This window comes from Gordonia sp. GN26 (assembly GCF_054823965.1).
Map to the genome: position 1 here is coordinate 32,770 of NZ_JSYC01000022.1, position 15,554 is coordinate 48,323.

Below are 15,554 nucleotides of genomic sequence, written 5' to 3' on the forward strand. Positions count from 1 at the left end.
ACCCTGCGTCGTCGCTACCGCTGGTGGAACCGGTGAAGATCGCTTCGAGGAGAGGGCCGAGCACGTCGATCTCGAGCCGGATGGGTCCTTCAGCCATTGGAAAATCCTCTCTGAACATTCGCTGCCCGGTCGGGCCGCGCAATGGACAGAATCACACCACAATTCGGCAATCCCACTCAGATTCGAATTCTTCGTTACTCATTTGTTATATCAAATAAACGGATCGCTGATATGGACAAACGACCAGAAATTCACGGAAGAAAATAAACTACAGGCGATAGGTTGAATTGGTCATCCGACCCATTGCGCCAACCGCAGAATGGTCAAGCGTCCAGGTCGCCCTTTCAGCAGCGCAGCGTTCCCCTAAAGCGCACGCCGGGATCGCGGCGCCCCGTCGGAAACGAGTCCGTACATCGTGATGCCGTTCCAGTTCTCGCTCGAGAACTCGGTGGCACCCCAGACCTCTGTGTAGTAGCGACGCAGGGTCTCCGAACCTGTCCACGCATAGAACGGGCGAGCTGCGGCCGCACAGAACCGCTCCAGCTCGCGCATCATGGCAACCGTTGCCAGGCCGCCGCGTTCGGTGTGCGCCACGACTCCGATCCGGAGGTTGATCGCGTCGTCCGCCGGAGGTGGCAGCTTCGAACCCGTCAGCAGATCTGCGACGCGTTCCCGCATTCCGGGTACGGTCGCGACCGCGGCGAAGTCGGCCGGGGCCAGCGGTGGCTTGCCACCGACCGAGAGATCGGCGTCGTGCGGCTGGAAGACCAGCAAACCGACGAGACGATCGCCCCGTCGGGCGCCGATGACGTATCCCGCGTTCAACAATGGTCGTACGAGGATTTCCGCCAACCATTTTCGCAGCGAGCGATCAGCGATGTGTTCGCCGAGCAACCAGGAGTACAGCGGTATCTCGTCCAAGCGGTCTGCGAGCAATTCGATGGCCAGATCGAGGTCGGCACCGCCGAGGGTGACCGTTTCGATCGATTCGTACTGTTCAACAGTCATCGCAGTTCACATTTCGGTGCAGACATGAAAACAGACCCCAAAAAAGACAGGTGGGCCGCGTCGTCGACGCGGCCCACCTGTAAAGACTTCTCACGCAGGCGGCGTGTCTTCGTCCAGCGATCCGGTGAGAATGGTGTCCATGATCGACCCGAGAACCGAGTCGTCCAGATCGATAAGCTTATCTGCCATTACAGATTCCTCTCTGAGATCGCCACCCGGGGGGAGGTAGCGTATCCACAGAATGTCACCTGACAAAGAACAAGGCCACACGTGCCCTCTCCTGTTATTCGATTGTTATCTACGCAAACGATCAGGGCGCCCGCGCAGAAACGATCGTTAACAATGGGCGTGCGATCGACCGCCGCTAGGTGGCATCGGCCGCGGGGGCCGATGGCCGCGATGGCCGTGCGGCGGGCACGCAGCACCGGTCCCGGCACACGCGACCGTTGTCCCCGCAACCCATCGCGGTGAGATCTCCGAGGCCACCGGCGTAGGTCTCCACGTACTCCCCGATCATTTCGACAAATCGAGGATCGGTGCCGACGGTGTCGGCCCGAACGTAATCCATCCCGAGTCGCTGCGCCGTCTCGGCCGCTTCGTTGTCGAGGTCCCAGATCACCTCGAGGTGATCGGAGATGAAACCGACGGGATAGACCACTACCCGGCGAACACCTTGCGCCGCAAGACCTTCGAGATGATCACAGATGTCCGGTTCGAGCCACGGGATCTGCGGGGGTCCCGACCTCGACTGCCAGACCTGGTCGAAGTCGTCGACGCCGAGGGCGTCGGCAACGGCCTGCGACGCGGCCATCACCTGGCGCGAGTAGAGACCCCCGCCCTCGGCGGCCGGTCCGGACGCGGCATCGGCCGAGCTCGGCACGGAATGTGCGGTGAACACCAGGCGGACCGGGTCCTCGGACTCACCGAGCTTCTCGATCCCGCGACGGACGGCGTCTGCGCCGGCCGCGGTGAATGCCGGATGCGACCAGTACTGCGGTAGTTTGCGGAGCACCACGGCACCCTCTGGTGTCGTGGACGCGGGTTCACGCTCGGCCAGCGCCTTCAACGACCGGTCGATGTCCTCGTGGTACTGACGGCACCCCGAATACCCACCCCAGGCGGAGGTCGGGAAGACCAGAATGCGGCGATGCCCGGCCCGGTACATCTCGGCCAGGGTGTCCTCGGCCATCGGGTGCCAGTTGCGGTTGCCGAAGTACACCGGAATGTCGACGCCCCGCCGTGCCAGGTCTGCGCGGAGGCCGTCGATCATGTCAAGGTTCAGCCTGTTGATCGGCGACACCCCACCGAAGTGCAGATAGTGCTCCGCCACCGATTCCAGGCGTTCCCGCGGGATACCACGGCCCCGGGTCACGTTCTCCAGGAACGGCATGACCTCGTCGGGGCCCTCGGGACCACCGAAGGACAGGAACAGGACGGAATCGAAGGCGGTCTCCACGGCGTCTCTTCCCGGGCTCACGACCCGGAGGTCATGCCCTCCGGGAACCAGGTGTTGTGGCTGGCGCCGCCGTCGACGTAGACGATCGAGCCGGTGGTGCCGGGCAGCCAGTCGCTCAGCAGCGCACAGACCGACTTGGCGACCACGGTCGGGTCGTCGACGTCCCAGCCGATGGGCGACGCGCCGTCCCAGTACTCGTTGAGCATGTTCAGCTGCTTGGCGTCGTCGGTTGCGGTGCCGGCGATGGCCTTGGCCGCGAGCGTCTTGATGGGACCGGCGGCGACCAGGTTGGAGCGGATCTTCTTGGCGTTGCCCACTTCTCGCGCCACGTAGCGGTTCACCGACTCGAGCGCCGCCTTGGCGACGCCCATCCAGTTGTAGTACGGCATGGCGGTGCGGGGGTCGAAGTCCATACCCACGATGGACCCGCCCTCGTTCATGACGGGCAGTACGGCGCGGGCCAGCGACGCGTAGCTCCAGGCCGAGATCTCGAACGCCTTGGCGGCGTCGGGGCCGGGGCCCTCGAGGAACGGCTTGGCCTCCGGGCCCATCAGGGTGCGCGGTGCGAACGCGATCGAATGCATGACACCGTCGATGCCCTGCGGGGCGATCTCACGGATCTTGCCGGCGAGCGACTCGAGGTCCTCCTCGTTGGTGACGTCGAGACCGATGGCCGGCGGCACCTCCTTCGGCAGACGCTTGGCGATCCGGTCGATCAGCCGCAGCCGCTCCGGGATGCCGGTGATGATCACCGTCGCGCCCTGCTCCTGCGCCATGGCGGCCGCGTGGAAGGCAATCGACGCATCGGTGATGATGCCCGTGATGAGGACGGTCTTCCCGTCCAGGATTCCGCTCACGAAAGTGTGCTCCTGATATCGACGTTGATTGAGATGTGGTGTGGCCGTCGGCCGGTGGTGACCCGCAGGGTCAGTGACCCATGCCCATGCCGCCGTCGACCGGGATGACCGCGCCGGAGATGTAACCGCCCTCGTCGGAGGCGAGGAAGCTGATCGCGGCGGCGACGTCCTCCGGCTTGCCGGTACGACCCAGCGGGATGGCCTGCTTGGCCATCTCGATGTAGCGATCCTCCATGGCCGCGGTCATGTCGGTCTCGATGAAGCCGGGCGCGACGACGTTCGAGGTGATGTTGCGCGATCCGATCTCACGGGCGATGGAACGCGACATGCCGATGAGGCCGGCCTTGGACGCCGCGTAGTTGACCTGGCCGGGGATACCCGACATCGCGACGACCGAGCCGAGGAAGATCATGCGGCCCCACTTGGCGCGCTGCATTCCCTTGGTGGCCCGCTTCGCGCAGCGGAAGGCGCCGGTGAGGTTGGCGTCGAGGACCTTTTCGAAGGACTCCTCGGACAGACGCATGAGCAGCATGTTGTCGGTGATGCCCGCGTTGGCCACAAGGATCTCCACCGGACCCTGGTGGGCCTCGACCTCGGCGAAGGCCGCGTCGACCGACTCGGAGTCGGTGACGTCGCACTTCACGCCGAACAGACCCTCGGGGGCACCGGAGCCGCGGTGAGTGACCGCGACCTTGTGGCCGTCGGCCGCGAGGCGCTGGGCCACGGCAAGGCCGATCCCGCGGTTGCCGCCGGTCACCAGGACCGAACGGGAGGGGTTCTGCGCTTCGTTGCTGGATGCCGTCATGGGTGTCTAACCTATCCGTTCTGTTTGGGTCGGCGTCGCGGTGGTCGTCGGACGTGGCTAGCCGGCCGGCCGGGCCCGGGGTCGGGTCAGGGCAGCCTGCGATTGATCGCGAGCGCTGCGAACGCCGAGACCAGCGCGAACAACGTACCCGCGATCAGCCACGGCTTCGAGTTGTCCCCGCGTCGTGTCTCGTAACCGATCTCGTTCTGCAGTTTCTCGTAGACCTTGTTGAGCTCGTCGAGGCTCGCGGCGGTGAAGAAGTCGCCGCCGGAGAGGTTCGCGATCTTGCGCAGCGAATCGTCGTCGACGGGGACCGGGACGCGATCACCCTCGAGTTCGACGGTGCCCGTCCGGGTGCCGAAAGAGATCGTCGAGACCGGGATCTTCTCCTCCTTGGCCTTCCGGGCCGCGGTGAAGGCACCGCGCGGGTCGTCGGGGTCGTCGGGCACGGTCTCCTTGCCGTCCGACAGCAGCACGATCCGCGCCGGCGGGGCCGCCTCGCCCCCGCCGAGAACGGCGTTGAGTGTGCTGATCTGCTGCAACGCCGCGAAGATGCCCTCGCCGGTCGCCGTCTTGTCGTCGAGCCTCAGTTTGTCCACGGCAACCTTGGTCGCGTTGTGGTCCGGGGTCGGCGAGACCAGGCTCGCCGCGGTGCCGGCGAAGGAGATCAGGCCGAGGTTGATGCCCTCGGTCAGCTCGTCGGCGAACTTCTTCGCAGCCTCCTGTGCGGCCTTGATGCGCGACGGCGAGACGTCGGTCGCGTTCATCGACCGCGAAACGTCCATCACGAGGATCACCGTCGCCTTGTTGCGGGGGACCTTGCGGTCGGCCTGCGGGCCGGACAAGGCGACCGTCAGCAGGATCAGCGAGATGATCAGCAACGCGATCGGCACGTGGCGCAGCCGGTTGCGGTCGGCGGGTGCGACGGACTTCAGGAGATCGAGGTTCGCGAACGTCAGCGCCCGTTGCTTGCGGCGACGCAGCATGTACACGTACGCGGCACCGAGCAGGGCCACGACGAGCAGCAGCAACAACCAGAAGGGACTGGACAGCATCGGCTACCCCACCCCGGCGGCCAGGCCGCGTCGTCGCTGGGCGATGAACTTGACGGTGTCGGTGATCCACTCGCGGTCGGTGCGGAGGGAGAGGGTGGCTCCCCCGCAGCTGCGCAGCGTCCGGTGCACGCGCTGCTGATGGGCGCGGGCGGCGGCGGCGAAGTCGCGCTGCAGCTCCTCGGTGACGGTGACGTCGTGGATCTCCCCCGACTCGGCGTCGGCCAGGGTGACCTCGCCGATCGCGGGCAGTTCCAGGTCGCGAGGGTCGAGGACCTCGACCGCGAGCAGTTCGTGATGGGCGCCGATGGCACGCAACGAGCGCTCCCAGTCGATCGGTCCGAGGAAGTCGCTGATGACGACAGCGAGCCCGCGGCGGCGCTGCGGCCGGCGCAGTGCCTCGATACCGGCCTTGAGGTCGCCGCGGACACCGGGGGCGCTGCGCCGGGTCGTCGCGATGGCCTTGAGGAGGTTCTGGGCATGGGCGCGGCCGGCTCGCGCGGGCACCCGTACGACGTCGTCGCCGGTCACCACGAGGGCGCCGTGCCGGTTGCCGCCACCGGTGGTGAGATGCACGATCGCGGCGGCCGCGGCCACCGCCAGGTCGCGCTTGGTGCACCCGACCGTGCCGAAGTCGAGGCTCGCCGACGCATCGACGACGAGCCAGGTCTCGAGCTCGCGGTCGGCGATCATCTGGCGCACATGCGGCTGGGTGGTGCGGGCGGTGACCGACCACTCCATCCGACGGACGTCGTCACCGGGCTGGTAGGCACGTGCCTCCCCCGGTTCCGAACCCGGGCCGGGGATGAGTCCGAGATGCTCGCCCTGCAACACGCCGTCGAGCTTGCGACGGACGGTGAGCTCCAACATCTTCAGAGCCGCCGTCAGCTGGGGCTCCTCGAGCAGCCCGGCACCGAGGCTGGGTAGGTCGCGATTAGCCGCCATACCGCGCATTCGGGTTTACCGGACCGGAGCCCTGCGGAACCTGCTGTCCGGCATAGCCGTTGGCGCCCTGCTGAGGCTGGGGCGCGCCGGCCTGGCCCTGTCCCTGGGGTGCCGCCGGGTACGACGGCGACTGCACCGGCTGCGCACCGACCTGCGGGAGTCCCACGGTCTGCAGCACCCGGGTGATGACCTGATCGGCGTCGATCTCGTCGGCCAGCGCGTCGTAGGACAGCACCAGGCGGTGCCGGAGGACGTCGGGCATGATCTCGACGATGTCCTGCGGGATGACGTAGTCGCGTCCCCGGACCAGTGCGAGGGCTCGGGCCGCGGCCACGATGCCGAGCGTCGCTCGCGGCGAGGCGCCGTAGGACAGCCACGACGCGACGTCGTTGAGACCGAGCTCGGCCGGACGACGCGTCGCGTTGATGACACGGACGACGTAGTCGACGAGCGCGTGGTGGACGAAGACGTTCGCGGCGGTCTTCTGCAGACGCAGCATCGCCGCGGGGTCGAGGACCTGCGAGGCCGTCGGCGGGACGTTGCCCATCCGGTAGACGATCTCGCGCTCCTCCTCCACCGACGGGTAGTCGACGAGAACCTTGAACAGGAAGCGGTCTCGCTGGGCCTCCGGCAGCGGGTAGACACCCTCGTTCTCGATGGGGTTCTGGGTCGCCATCACGAGGAACGGGTCGGGCATCGGGTAGGTCTTGCCGCCGATCGACACATGCCGTTCGGCCATGACCTCGAGGAGCGCGGACTGCACCTTGGCCGGCGCACGGTTGATCTCGTCGGCGAGCAGGAAGTTCGCGACGACCGGGCCGAGCTCGGTGTCGAATTCCTCGCGGCCCTGGCGGTAGATACGCGTACCGATGAGGTCGGTGGGCACCAGGTCGGGGGTGAACTGCACGCGGGAGAAGGATCCGCCGACGACCTTGGCGAAGGTCTCCACCGCGAGCGTCTTGGCGACGCCCGGCACACCTTCGAGGAGGATGTGGCCGCGGGCGAGCAGACCTACGAGAATCCGTTCGACGAGCTGGTCCTGACCGACGATGACGCGCTTGACCTCGTAGATGGCCCGCTCGAGCAGGGCGACGTCGGCGTCGCTCAGCACCGACGAGTCGGCGCCTGCCGCGGCCGGGTCCCCCGTGGCCGCCTTGTCGAGGGAGTGCGATTCGGTCAACCCGTGCTCCTGTTCGTCTGAACTCTGCTGCTCACTGGTGTGGCCACGTCGGGGCCGAAGACACCCCCGCGTGTTTGTGCCAGCCTAGCCGTGCGAACTGAAAAGGCGCCAAGAAGATGTGCGGCCCGTCGTTCGGACGTTCTCAGAGGAGGCGGACCACGTTGGGCATCGCACCGCTGGTGCGCAGCGGCGACACCTTGACGACGGAGCCGGACTGCGGGGCCTCGACCATCTTGTTGTCGCCCAGGTACAGCGCGACGTGCTGGCTCGCGTTCGGGCCGTAGAAGATCATGTCGCCGCGACGCATCTGCGACAGCGGGAAGTGCGGACCCGACGTGTACTGGTAGCCCGTGTAGTGCGGCAGTTCGATGCCGACACCGGCGAAGGCGTAGATCATCAGACCGGAGCAGTCGAAGCCGACCTTGCGGTAGTCGCCGTAGCTGTCGGCGACGCCGCCGTCGCGGATGCCCTGCGTCGGACCGTTGACGTCGCCGCCGCCCCATGCGTAGGTGACACCCAGCTGCGACAGTGCCCGGTTGACGACGATCTCGACCGCCTGCGGGCCGCGCAGACCCGGCCGCATGATGCCACCCGATCCGCCGCCGCCGCCGGAGCCGCCGAACAGGGAACCGAGGCTTCCCGATCCGAGGCGGGAGCTCAGGCTGTCGTTGCCACTGCTGCCGGTGAGGTCCATGCCGCCGAGACCGAGCTCGTTGAGGAGTTCGGACTGCGGCAGTCGCTGCTCGCCGATGATGCCCTTGAGCATCTGCGAACCGACGTCGAGGCCCATGCCGAGGGCCGCGGAACCCACGTCGACGGCGATCTGGGCAGCGGCACGCGCGGCGATCGAGAGCAGTTCGTTGTCGGAGACGTTGGTCGTCGGCAGGTCCGGGAGGGTCGGGGCCGCCGGGAAGATGTTCTTGAGCAGGTCGCGGGTCGACGGTCCGGCGGCCTGCTTCTTGGGCACATATCCGCGGATCGAGTCGATCTTCTTCTGCACGCGGTCACGCTTGGCGACCAGCGAGGCCTTGCGCTCCGACTGTTCGGCGATGGCGGTCTTGGCCTCGGACACCGCGGCCAGGGCGTCCCGCTTGCGCTGGTCGGCGCTCTTCGCGGCGAACGCCGCCTGCCGGCGGGTCGCCTCGACGGCGGCCAGACGGTTGGCCTTCTGGTTACGGGCGACCTGGAGACGTCGGATGGTCTCCTGCTGCTTCTTGCCGACCTGGTCGAGCAGCTTCATCCGGTCGAGGACCGCCTGGGGGTCCGGGGACGCGACATAGTTCGACATCGAACCCTGTTCGGCGCCCTGCTGGTACGCGAGTCGCACGAAGTTGTCGAACGTCTTCTGCGCCTCGGTGACGGCCTGACCGGCGCGGTCGAGTTCGGTGCGCGCGCCGCGGGCGGCGACGGTCGCCAGACGCCGCTGGGCGAGCGAGTTCTGGAAGTCGACGATCGCGCGGTTGACGTTCTCCTGCCGGACCGCGAGGGCCTCGTCGAGGTCGGCGATGTCCTGGTTCACCGAGGCGATCTCGTTGATCAGTCCGGTCACCGGCGACTCGGGCGCCTTCTTCGGGGTCGCGACGGCATGACCGGCGCCGACCGCACAGATGAGAACGGCGGCCATGGCCGCCGTGACGCGCGCCGGCCAGGACGCACCTGTTCTAACTCGCCTCACCTGAACTCCTCGCGGTTCCTTCCGGGGACCTGTCCGATCCCCGGATCTCGATCGAACGGCCACTGTGGGCCGCCCCGACCACACACTGCACATTCGTCGCATCCGCCCCTGCAGGGAACACAAGTCACACATGCGACATCAGAACCGTACGTCACATCAACCACACGAGAAAACCGAAAGTTGTGAATTACAAAGGCGTGATTACCTGGGAAAATGCTGTGAACTGCAGATAGTTCACCACCGTGGCTCAGGTCTCGAATTCGCAACAAACCGGTACACGAACCGGATCGGGCGCGCGCACGACGACGCCGGCGCCACCGGACCGCGGGAAACGGTCGTCAGGAACGCCGGCGAGAGACGTGGTGTGGGGTCAGGAAGAGGCCGACGACTCGGCCCGGGTCCCGTCGCGAGGGGTGTCCACATCATCGGACGACGCAGCATCTGCCCCGACTGGGGCCACGGGGCCCAGCGGACCGTTCGCCGCCTTCGCACGCGCCCGCCGGGTGCGGAATCGCGCGCCGACCGCACCGAGGACGACGACGAGGATGAGGAGCAGACCGACCACGGTCCAGTCGATGTGCGAATCCGTCATCGAGTCGACCATCTGCCGGGCCGCGCCGGGCGGGTCGGTGAGGGTCAGGTTCTGTGTCGCCTGCTCCTGGATGACCCGGCTGAACTCCGGGGAGGAACTGCCCACCGAGTTGGGGCCGAGGACGATCACGGTGCCGCCGACCTGCTCCTGCAGCTGGTTGGCGATGTCGCGATAGAGGCTGAACCGCGGCTGCACCTGGTCGACGACCACGAAGCTGAAGTCCTGGCCCTTGCTCTTGGCGTACTCGATGACCTCGAGCATCGCCGGGACCTGTTCGGGGGTGGCGCCGGCGACCCCGTCGTCGGCGATGTCGCGCGACAGTTCGGCCATGTCGACGCCGACGAGCCCGGTGAGTTCGGTGTTCTCCTCCGGCGCGGCCAGCATCAGCATCGTCGGCTCGGGACCCATCTGTCCTCACCCCTGTCTGTCGGTACAACCCCGCGACGAGCAAAGGTGACGCTCGCCGGACTTCGACCTGCACGGTACGACACAATGGACTCGTCCGGGTATTCGCCCACGGCGTGAGTCGTCGGCGGCGTGTCGCCGACACCCCGCTTGGTAACAGTACGCTCGTACTGTTAGAGTGGACGGTGTTGTCGCGGGTTGTCTCGCGGACATCCGATGGCACCGGTGCAGCCCCGCCGGGTTCAGAATTTCATCGAGCATCGCCGACGCAGCCCGTCGGTAAACGAGGAGAGTGGATTTAGACGTGAGTATCAATTCCTTCGGCGCCCGCGGCACGCTGGACGTCGGCGACAACAGCTACGAGATCTACCGCCTGAACGCCGTCAAGGGCGCCGAGAAGCTCCCCTACGCCCTCAAGGTGCTGACCGAGAACCTCCTCCGCACCGAGGACGGCGCGAACATCACGAAGGAGCACATCGAGGCCCTGGCCAACTGGGACCCGAGTGCCGAGCCGAGCATCGAGATCCAGTTCACGCCGGCCCGCGTGATCATGCAGGACTTCACCGGTGTGCCGTGCATCGTCGACCTCACCACCATGCGTGACGCCGTCAAGGAACTCGGCGGCGACCCGGACAAGGTCAACCCCCTCGCCCCCGCCGAGATGGTCATCGACCACTCCGTCATCATCGAGGCCTTCGGCAACGCCCAGGCCTTCGAGCGCAACGTCGAGATCGAGTACCAGCGCAACGAAGAGCGCTACAAGTTCCTCCGCTGGGGCCAGGGCGCCTTCGACGACTTCCGCGTCGTCCCGCCGGGCACCGGCATCGTCCACCAGGTCAACATCGAGCACCTTGCGCGTTCGGTCATGGTCCGTGACGGCGTCGCCTACCCCGACACCTGCATCGGCACCGACTCGCACACCACGATGGAGAACGGCCTCGGCGTCCTGGGCTGGGGCGTCGGCGGTATCGAGGCCGAGGCCGCGATGCTCGGCCAGCCGGTCTCGATGCTCATCCCCCGCGTCGTCGGCTTCAAGCTGACCGGTTCCACCAAGCCGGGCGTGACTGCCACCGACGTCGTGCTCACCATCACCGAGATGCTGCGCAAGCACGGTGTGGTCGGCAAGTTCGTCGAGTTCTACGGCAACGGCGTCGCCGAGGTGCCACTCGCCAACCGCGCCACCATCGGCAACATGAGCCCCGAGTTCGGTTCGACCTGCGCGATGTTCCCCATCGACGAGGAGACCGTGAAGTACCTGCGCCTCACCGGTCGCAGCGAAGAGACGCTCGCCCTCGTCGAGGCCTACGCCAAGGAACAGGGCATGTGGCTGGAGAAGGACGCCGAGGAGGCCGTGTACTCGGAGTACCTCGAGCTCGATCTCGCCGACGTCGTCCCGTCGATCGCCGGCCCGAAGCGTCCGCAGGACCGCATCGAGCTGTGGGACGCGAAGAACGCGTTCCGCAAGGACATCCACAACTACGTCGAGAACGGCAACAGCCCGGCTCACACCCAGCTCGACGAGGCCGTCGAGGAGACCTTCCCGGCTTCCGACCCGGCCACGCTGACCTTCGCCGACGATGACGCGGAGCCCCTGCACTCGGCCGCCAACGGCGCCGAGGGCCGCCCGACCAACCCGGTGCGCGTGGACTCCGAAGAGCGCGGCTCGATGATCCTCGACCACGGCATCGTGACCATCGCGTCGATCACCAGTTGCACCAACACCTCCAACCCGTCGGTCATGCTCGGCGCAGCGCTGCTCGCCAAGAAGGCGGTCGAGAAGGGTCTGACCTCCAAGCCGTGGGTCAAGACCTCGATGGCTCCGGGTTCGCAGGTCGTCACCGGCTACTACGAGAAGGCCGGCCTGTGGCCGTACCTGGAGAAGCTGGGCTTCTACCTCGTCGGCTACGGCTGCACCACCTGTATCGGCAACTCGGGCCCGCTGCCCGAGGAGATCTCGAAGGCGATCAACGACAACGATCTGACCGCCACCGCGGTGCTCTCGGGCAACCGTAACTTCGAGGGTCGTATCAACCCCGACGTGAAGATGAACTACCTGGCCTCGCCGCCGCTGGTCATCGCCTACGCCCTCGCCGGCACCATGGACTTCGACTTCGAGTCCGACCCGCTGGGCAAGGACACCGACGGCAACGACGTCTTCCTCAAGGACATCTGGCCGACCAACGAGGAGATCGAGGCGACCATCGCCTCGTCGATCTCCCCGGAGCAGTACGCCGCCGACTACGCCGACGTCTTCAAGGGCGACGAGCGTTGGCAGAACCTGCCCACCCCGTCGGGCAAGACCTTCGAGTGGGACGACAAGTCCACCTACGTGCGGAAGCCTCCGTACTTCGAGGGCATGCAGCTCGAGCCGGCACCCGTCTCCGACATCAAGGGCGCCCGCGTCCTCGCGAAGCTCGGCGACTCGGTGACCACCGACCACATCTCCCCCGCGTCGACGATCAAGCCCGGCACCCCCGCCGCGCAGTACCTCGACGCCAACGGTGTGGCCCGCAAGGACTACAACTCGCTGGGCGCCCGTCGTGGCAACCACGAGGTGATGATCCGCTCGACCTTCGGCAACATCCGCCTGCAGAACCAGCTGCTCGACGGTGTCACCGGTGGTTACACCCGCGACTTCACCCAGGAGGGTGCGCCGCAGTCGTTCATCTACGACGCCGCGCAGAACTACGCCGAGCAGAACATCCCGCTCGTCGTCCTCGGCGGCAAGGAGTACGGCACCGGTTCGTCGCGTGACTGGGCGGCCAAGGGCACCAGCCTGCTGGGCGTCAAGGCAGTCATCACCGAGAGCTTCGAGCGCATCCACCGCTCGAACCTGATCGGCATGGGCGTCATCCCGCTGCAGTTCCCCGAGGGTGAGTCGCACAAGTCGCTGGGCCTCGACGGCACGGAGACCTTCGACATCTCCGGTATCGAGGAGCTCAACGAGGGCAAGACCCCGAAGACCGTGCACGTCACCGCCACCAAGGAGGACGGCTCGAAGGTGGAGTTCGATGCCAAGGTTCGCATCGACACCCCCGGCGAAGCCGATTACTACCGCAACGGAGGCATCCTGCAGTACGTGCTGCGGAACATGATCAACGGCTGACAAGGAGCACGCGACGTGCCCAAGGTCAGTGATGACCGCCTTGCCGCGCGTCGTCGGGAGATTCTCGACGGCGCGCGGCATTGCTTCGCGGAGTACGGATACGACGGTGCGACCGTCAAGAGGATCGAGGAGTCCACGGGCCTGTCCCGGGGCGCGATCTTCCACCATTACCGGGACAAGGAAGCGCTCTTCCTCGCGCTCGCGCACGAGGATGCCGAGCGCATGGCCGATGTCGCCGCCGAAGAGGGCCTCGTGCAGGTCATGCGCGACATGCTCACGCGACCGGAGGACTTCGACTGGCTCGGCACCCGGCTCGAGATCGCACGAAAGCTACGGACCGACAACAGCTTTCGTGCGGAGTGGATGGCCCGCTCGGCCGAGCTCGAACAGGCCACCCTCCGCCGTCTCGAACGCGGTCGCCAGGCCGGCCGGCTCCGCGACGACGTCCCCACCGAGGTCCTGGTGAAGTACCTCGACCTCGTTCTCGACGGCCTGATCACCCGGTTGGCGTCGGGCCAGCCCACCGACGATCTGCACGCGGTCCTCGACCTCGTCGAGGAATCGGTGCGGGCCCGGGACTGACCCACCAGCACCACCGCTCGACCACACCCGGCGAGTCGTCCGAACTGTCGTTCGGCGGCTCGCCGGTGGTGTTTTGTGGGCCGTCCTGACAGCAGGCGGTGAGGTCAGCCGCGAAGGCTAGGGTACTGTGACACACGACACCCCGAACGATCGTTAGATAACGGACGTTCCGGGTGAACGTCCCCCTTCGTCAGAGGAGAGCACCCTTGTTCCCTGGAGTCTTCGCCAAGTCCACTCCGGACAAGCCCGCCGTCATCCGTGCCGCCACCGGCGAGCAGTTGACCTACCGTCAGCTCGACGAGAACTCGACCCGGCTCGCCAACTATCTGGAGTCGCTGGGCCTGAAGCGCGGAGACAGCATCGCGGTGGTGTCCGCCAACGATCTCCACGTCTTCGAGGTGTACTGGGCGGCACTGCGCAGCGGACTGTACGTGACCGCGGTCAATCACCACCTGACGGCGGCCGAGACCAACTACATCCTCACCGACTGCAACGCCCGGGTGCTGTTCGCCGGCGCGTCGGTCGCCGACGCCGTGTCGCGGTCCGGCGAGATCGAGGCCCTCACCGGCACCGGCCGCCGGGTGGTGTGGGGCGGGGACCTCGAGGGCTTCGACAGCTACGACAAGGTGCTCGCCAACGCCTCGGCCGAACCACGCACCGACCAGCCGCGCGGTACCGACATGCTCTACTCGTCGGGCACCACCGGCCGTCCGAAGGGCATCAAGACCCCCATGCCCGACGGCCAGGTCGACCAGATCCCCGACGCCTACACCGCGATCTTCGCACCCATGTACGGCTTCGACGAGAACGCCGTCTACCTCTCCCCCGCGCCGCTGTATCACGCTGCGCCGCTGCGCTACTGCGGCGTGACCAATTCGGTCGGCGGCACCGTGATCATGCTCGACCGGTTCGAGCCCGAGGCCGCCCTGGCAGCGATCCAGAACCACAAGGTGACGCACAGCCAGTGGGTGCCCACCATGTTCATCCGGATGCTCAAACTGCCCGAGGAGGTTCGCAACTCCTACGACGTCAGCAGTCTGAAGATCGCCATCCACGCCGCGGCACCGTGCCCGGTCGAGGTGAAGCGGGCGATGATCGAGTGGTGGGGACCGGTCATCCACGAGTACTACGCGTCCACCGAGGCGGCGGGTGCGACGTTCATCGGTCCGCAGGAGGCGCTCGACCACCCCGGGTCGGTCGGCAGGCCGCTGCTCGGAGTCGTCCACATCTGCGACGAGGACGGCAAGGAACTCCCGGTGGGCGAGGTCGGTCAGGTCTTCTTCGAGCGCGAAGACGTTGCCTTCCAGTACCACAACGATCCGGAGAAGACCCGCAAGGCCCAGCACCCGGAACACGAGAACTGGTCCACGACAGGTGATGTCGGCTACGTCGACGAGGAGGGATACCTCTACCTCACCGACCGCAAGGCCTTCATGATCATCTCCGGCGGCGTGAACATCTACCCGCAGGAGGCGGAGAACGTCCTGATCAACCATCCGGCGGTCTTCGACGTCGCCGTGATCGGTGTTCCCGACTCGGATCTCGGTGAGGTCGTCAAGGCCTGCGTCCAGCTCGCCGACGGTCGTGAGCCCTCCGACGAACTGGCCGATGAACTCATCGCATTCACCAAGGAGAGCATCGCCGCCTACAAGGCACCGCGGTCGGTGGACTTCGTCGACGAGCTACCGCGCACACCCACCGGCAAGCTGGTCAAGGGTGAACTGCGCAAGAAGTACTGGCCCGCGAGTTAGCATCTCGCTCCCTGAGGTGCGGGCGCGGCAGCCCGGCCCCGCTCCCTGAGGTGCGAGCGCAGCAGCCCGCCCTCGCTCCCTGAGGTGCGAGCGCAGCAGCCCACCCTCGATCCCTGAGGTGCGAGCGCAGCGAGCCTCGA

Annotated in this window: 12 protein-coding genes; 3 read left to right on the forward strand and 9 right to left on the reverse strand. The window is 66.7% G+C overall.

Annotated features, from left to right (window positions below):
* Positions 1–363: 363 nt before the first annotated feature.
* The 9 genes from OK17_RS07815 to OK17_RS07855 form a co-directional block, all read right to left on the reverse strand.
* The gene (locus OK17_RS07815; protein ID WP_232715118.1) at positions 364–1,008 is read right to left on the reverse strand and encodes a hypothetical protein; all 645 of its coding nucleotides are present in this window, start codon (positions 1,006–1,008) and stop codon (positions 364–366) included.
* 364 nt (positions 1,009–1,372) lie between these two features.
* A complete protein-coding gene (locus OK17_RS07820; RefSeq protein ID WP_232715410.1) occupies positions 1,373–2,464 on the reverse strand; it encodes a ferrochelatase in 1,092 nt (363 codons plus the stop codon).
* 17 nt (positions 2,465–2,481) lie between these two features.
* The gene (gene inhA / locus OK17_RS07825; protein ID WP_232715117.1) at positions 2,482–3,321 is read right to left on the reverse strand and encodes an NADH-dependent enoyl-ACP reductase InhA; all 840 of its coding nucleotides are present in this window, start codon (positions 3,319–3,321) and stop codon (positions 2,482–2,484) included.
* A 70-nt stretch (positions 3,322–3,391) separates the two neighbouring features.
* Positions 3,392–4,126 (reverse strand): 3-oxoacyl-ACP reductase FabG1, encoded by a 735-nt coding sequence (fabG1, locus tag OK17_RS07830; protein WP_232715115.1) that lies wholly within the window; start codon positions 4,124–4,126, stop codon positions 3,392–3,394.
* 86 nt (positions 4,127–4,212) lie between these two features.
* On the reverse strand, positions 4,213–5,181 hold the full coding sequence (locus tag OK17_RS07835; protein ID WP_006868235.1) for a VWA domain-containing protein: 969 nt from the start codon (positions 5,179–5,181) through the stop codon (positions 4,213–4,215).
* A gap of 3 nt (positions 5,182–5,184) precedes the next feature.
* A complete protein-coding gene (locus OK17_RS07840; protein ID WP_154883834.1) occupies positions 5,185–6,123 on the reverse strand; it encodes a DUF58 domain-containing protein in 939 nt (312 codons plus the stop codon).
* Positions 6,113–7,303: an AAA family ATPase gene (locus OK17_RS07845; RefSeq protein WP_232715113.1), complete on the reverse strand. Its 1,191-nt coding sequence runs from the start codon at positions 7,301–7,303 to the stop codon at positions 6,113–6,115. The genes OK17_RS07840 and OK17_RS07845 overlap by 11 nt, the downstream gene beginning before the upstream one ends.
* A 142-nt stretch (positions 7,304–7,445) precedes the next feature.
* Positions 7,446–8,978, reverse strand: a complete 1,533-nt coding sequence (locus OK17_RS07850) for an NlpC/P60 family protein (protein ID WP_040536897.1) — start codon at positions 8,976–8,978, stop codon at positions 7,446–7,448.
* Positions 8,979–9,348: 370 nt separating this feature from the next.
* Positions 9,349–9,978 (reverse strand): Rv1476 family membrane protein, encoded by a 630-nt coding sequence (locus OK17_RS07855; RefSeq protein ID WP_461417119.1) that lies wholly within the window; start codon positions 9,976–9,978, stop codon positions 9,349–9,351.
* Between the two features lie 301 nt (positions 9,979–10,279).
* On the opposite strand from OK17_RS07855, the gene OK17_RS07860 reads away from it, so the two are divergent.
* The 3 genes from OK17_RS07860 to OK17_RS07870 all read left to right on the forward strand — a co-directional run bounded on the left by OK17_RS07860 (position 10,280) and on the right by OK17_RS07870 (position 15,414).
* The gene (locus tag OK17_RS07860; protein WP_461417120.1) at positions 10,280–13,081 is read left to right on the forward strand and encodes an aconitate hydratase; all 2,802 of its coding nucleotides are present in this window, start codon (positions 10,280–10,282) and stop codon (positions 13,079–13,081) included.
* A 15-nt stretch (positions 13,082–13,096) separates the two neighbouring features.
* Positions 13,097–13,663 carry a TetR/AcrR family transcriptional regulator gene (locus OK17_RS07865; protein WP_461417121.1) on the forward strand — a complete coding sequence of 189 codons (567 nt, stop codon included), beginning with the start codon at positions 13,097–13,099 and terminating at the stop codon, positions 13,661–13,663.
* A 206-nt stretch (positions 13,664–13,869) separates the two neighbouring features.
* Entirely contained in the window at positions 13,870–15,414 is a 1,545-nt protein-coding gene (locus OK17_RS07870; protein WP_232715105.1) for an AMP-binding protein, read from the forward strand.
* The last annotated feature ends 140 nt before the right edge of the window (positions 15,415–15,554 follow it).

Coding starts and splice junctions, on each gene's coding strand:
- OK17_RS07815 (WP_232715118.1), bottom strand. CDS start 1,008: ATGACTGTTGAACAGTACGAATCGATCGAAACGGTCACCCTCGGCGGT.
- fabG1 (WP_232715115.1), bottom strand. CDS start 4,126: ATGACGGCATCCAGCAACGAAGCGCAGAACCCCTCCCGTTCGGTCCTG.
- OK17_RS07835 (WP_006868235.1), bottom strand. CDS start 5,181: ATGCTGTCCAGTCCCTTCTGGTTGTTGCTGCTGCTCGTCGTGGCCCTG.
- OK17_RS07840 (WP_154883834.1), bottom strand. CDS start 6,123: ATGGCGGCTAATCGCGACCTACCCAGCCTCGGTGCCGGGCTGCTCGAG.
- OK17_RS07855 (WP_461417119.1), bottom strand. CDS start 9,978: ATGGGTCCCGAGCCGACGATGCTGATGCTGGCCGCGCCGGAGGAGAAC.